Here is a 3236-nt window from a genome sequence, read left to right as displayed (position 1 = left end):
TACAATTTAATTCATTAGCTGTTACAAATGGCTCATCTCAGCAAGATGAAAGTGATATTATAAACCTGAGTTCGATATAAAAATGAATAAACATTATTGATAGTCAGTAGTTTAAAAAGATATAGTCATTGTGATTTTTACTTTTTTAAAGTAAAATGTGACAATCTTATTATTTATAAACAGATTGCCACGGTCGTTCCTCCCTCGCAAAGACGTATGCGGTTGATATTTACATTAATGTGTAAATTTTTGTTTTTGGCTCCATAGTTCAAGGGATGGATCTAAAGTTTCCTAAACTTTAGATCCAAGTTCGAATCTTGGCGGAGTCACTTTTAAAACATTTTTTGACCAATTAGCATTTTTAAGGGTGCTTATCAAATCAAAATGCACAACGGGCTATAAATAAGTTTATTATTTTTTTAACAATTTTATTATAGCTTTATTTTCGCCAGATTCAATAGCCATTAAATAAATTCCAGCTGATTTTGATTCTATATTCAAGTCTAATAATTGACTATTATTATAATTCTTAGTTTGAATTTGTTTCCCACTTAAATCCATTATTGTAACTTTTACAGATTTGCAGGTATTCCCCAAGTCTATTGAAAAAATCCCGTTTGTTGGGTTAGGATAAATCACTAGTTTATTTCCAAAATTATTTTTAATAATTCCAAGCGCGGCATTCGTACTGACGGTAAGGTTATAAAAGTTTTCGGCGGGTAGGTTTTCATTATCATAAATAGCATTATCTACAGCAGCATCTTGCAATGCATAAGATAGGGTAATGGTTTGTAGAATATTTAATTCTGTTGCTGGTGTCAACTCAATAGTATTATTAACGATTGCTAAAGATGAAATTCCAATAGTCACACCATTATTTTTTAAATTGAAAGCGGTCGCTGTAACTGTAGACGCAGGGTTAATTACAGGTGTCGTATCATCAGTAAATGGAACGGTTATTTTATTCTGGGATACACTATATAATATATTCTCACTGTCAACAATAGGGCCATATCCATTTGTTCCACTGTAAAATGCTTTTTCTATGGCTTTATACCATCTTCTAGCAAACTCTGCCATATCAGAGTTAGACTTAAAGTGTAAGGTATCTCCACCTTCATCAGATAAATTAATATCATAGGTTACAGGTCCTAAAATGGCCTTACTATTTGTTTGTAATACACTAATTTGTCCAGCTCTTACTAAATCTTCGCTATAACTTGAATGTCCAATTTGTCCGACCATAGTTTTAAGTCCAGAAAAATCAGTATCAACGGTATTTATAAAATTATTAAGTAGTGTAGTATAATTAGCTTGTGAAGTTCCATTATTGGCATCTTTTTCTCCTTGAAAAAACAAAATAGCTTTAACATTACCACCAACAGCTGTTATTCTCCTATTCATTGACCCATATAGTGTAGAAGCATTAGCATGATTTGCTCCTGGTTGCCATTCTTGAATAGATGAGCCTCCTTTTGCTGTTGGAACAAATGCAACAGGCACATTTTGAGATGCCATAATGCTTGTTGCAACTAAGGGCCAAGGGCTTCCAACGGCATTATCTGAACTCACACCATCCACTTGGCCTGAGTTAGAATCTACAGGGTCTGTAAGTTCTGCCCATGTATCATTATTACCAAAAACCGTTGCTTTTAAACTTCCATGGGTATAGGTGTTAAGTGTAAGCCCTCTACCAGATGCATTGCTTTGTCCTGCAATAATATAGATATCACCAATACCTACATTAGCTACTGAATTTATAATAAGTGGATTATTAGAAAATCTAACTTCTAAAACGCCTTGACCTTGTGGTTGATTTAATAAAGTTCCAGAAAATGTTCCGGCACCATTAGCATCCAAAGTTAAAGGTGTCCAAGCGGCATTACCGTTCCATCTTGCTTCAATACTAGTAGGCGTTCCAATATATACCCCTTCAACCAAAATAGCTGCTTTCCCAGAAGCATCTCTTTGAATCACTTGATATGGGCTTATGTTTTCTATACTAATATCACTCGGAGATACACCAGCCTCAAAAGTCACATCATCTATATACATGCCTCCAGCACCCTGACCAAATCCTAACACATATTGCGTTGTACCAGATGCGTAAGTAGCATCAGTTGTTGTTATTACATTAGTAAATGTCGTCCCATTATCAGAATAATCTAACGTTAGGGTACTTCCATCAACATTGGCCTTAAACCAACGTGGTGTATCTACTCCTGGTGCTTTAAGAGCAGTAGTTGTTGCAAGTTGGGTAAAACCAGAAGCGTTTGATCTGTAAATCCTACAGTCTCCAGAAGTAGTATTTGATTGAAACAAATAGCCTTGCTTTAATCCAGGAGAATTAGCAATAGCGTTAGAACCCGTACCACGCAGTAAAAAACCACTTCTTCTAACCGAGGTATAGGTTTCTTTCCAGACTACAGAATAATTAGCAGAAGAAGGAAACAAATCCATACTAACAATAGCGTTAAGCGCGCTCCCGGCTGCTACTTCCATCCCGTTTCCTTGAGTAGAATGTGCAGAAACCTGTACGGTACCATTGCTTACTGTCACATTACTTGGCACATTACCAACAACATCTGAATTGAAATTATAGGTTTGTGAGAATGTTAAAAGAGGCATTAACAATAATAGTAAAATTGATTTTTTCATTTTAGCGGGTTTAATTTGTGATAACATGTTTAAATTCAGATATAGTTAATATTCTTGTTTTTAAATTAAAATTTTTGTTAAATCTATTTGTATGGTTGTAATTGGAAACCGAACACGTTCTTACTTCCAATTTGATTTTATAGTAGAAACAACTCTTGAGTTATAAAAAATAACAGTAGAAGACACGTTGTTTATAGTTGAATCAAATTATAACAAAATTTAACTTTTCAAATATAGAATGAATTGATTTTTGGCTTGTATTCCGGTGTAACAATAAACTATCTTAATGTAACAAATACCCATATTTAATGGTATTTCAATCATTAATTTTGGTTTTTGCTTGTTTAATTTGGTAGATACTTAACAAATAGTCAACTTACTCGGATGAATAAATATATACCATGTTTATTTTTTATTTTAGGAGTAATCGATTCGGTGCACGCACAACAATTACAATTTAATTCATTAGCTGTTACAAATGGCTCATCTCAGCAAGATGAAAGTGATATTATAAACCTGAGTTCGATATAAAAATGAATAAACATTATTGATAGTCAGTAGTTTAAAAAGATATAGTC

General features: G+C 33.5%; 2 protein-coding genes and 1 tRNA gene. 2 read left to right on the top strand and 1 reads right to left on the bottom strand.

Annotated features, from left to right (window positions below; genetic code table 11):
- Nucleotides 1-257: 257 nt before the first annotated feature.
- Nucleotides 258-329: transfer RNA gene (locus AC15TD_RS07310), tRNA-Arg, on the top strand.
- An 82-nt stretch (nt 330-411) separates the two neighbouring features.
- Here the strand turns inward: AC15TD_RS07310 and AC15TD_RS07305 are convergent.
- Complete coding sequence (locus AC15TD_RS07305) at nt 412-2658, bottom strand: T9SS type A sorting domain-containing protein (RefSeq protein WP_484451482.1); 2247 nt, start codon at nt 2656-2658, stop codon at nt 412-414.
- A 384-nt stretch (nt 2659-3042) separates the two neighbouring features.
- On the opposite strand from AC15TD_RS07305, the gene AC15TD_RS07300 reads away from it, so the two are divergent.
- A complete protein-coding gene (locus AC15TD_RS07300; protein WP_484451481.1) occupies nt 3043-3189 on the top strand; it encodes a hypothetical protein in 147 nt (48 codons plus the stop codon).
- Nucleotides 3190-3236 lie beyond the last annotated feature (47 nt).

The organism is Yeosuana sp. (genome assembly GCF_057126245.1).
Note: the sequence above shows the minus strand (reverse complement) of the source record. Positions and strands in the feature narration are given on the sequence as shown.

Coding starts and splice junctions, on each gene's coding strand:
- AC15TD_RS07305 (WP_484451482.1), bottom strand. CDS start 2,658: ATGAAAAAATCAATTTTACTATTATTGTTAATGCCTCTTTTAACATTC.
- AC15TD_RS07300 (WP_484451481.1), top strand. CDS start 3,043: ATGAATAAATATATACCATGTTTATTTTTTATTTTAGGAGTAATCGAT.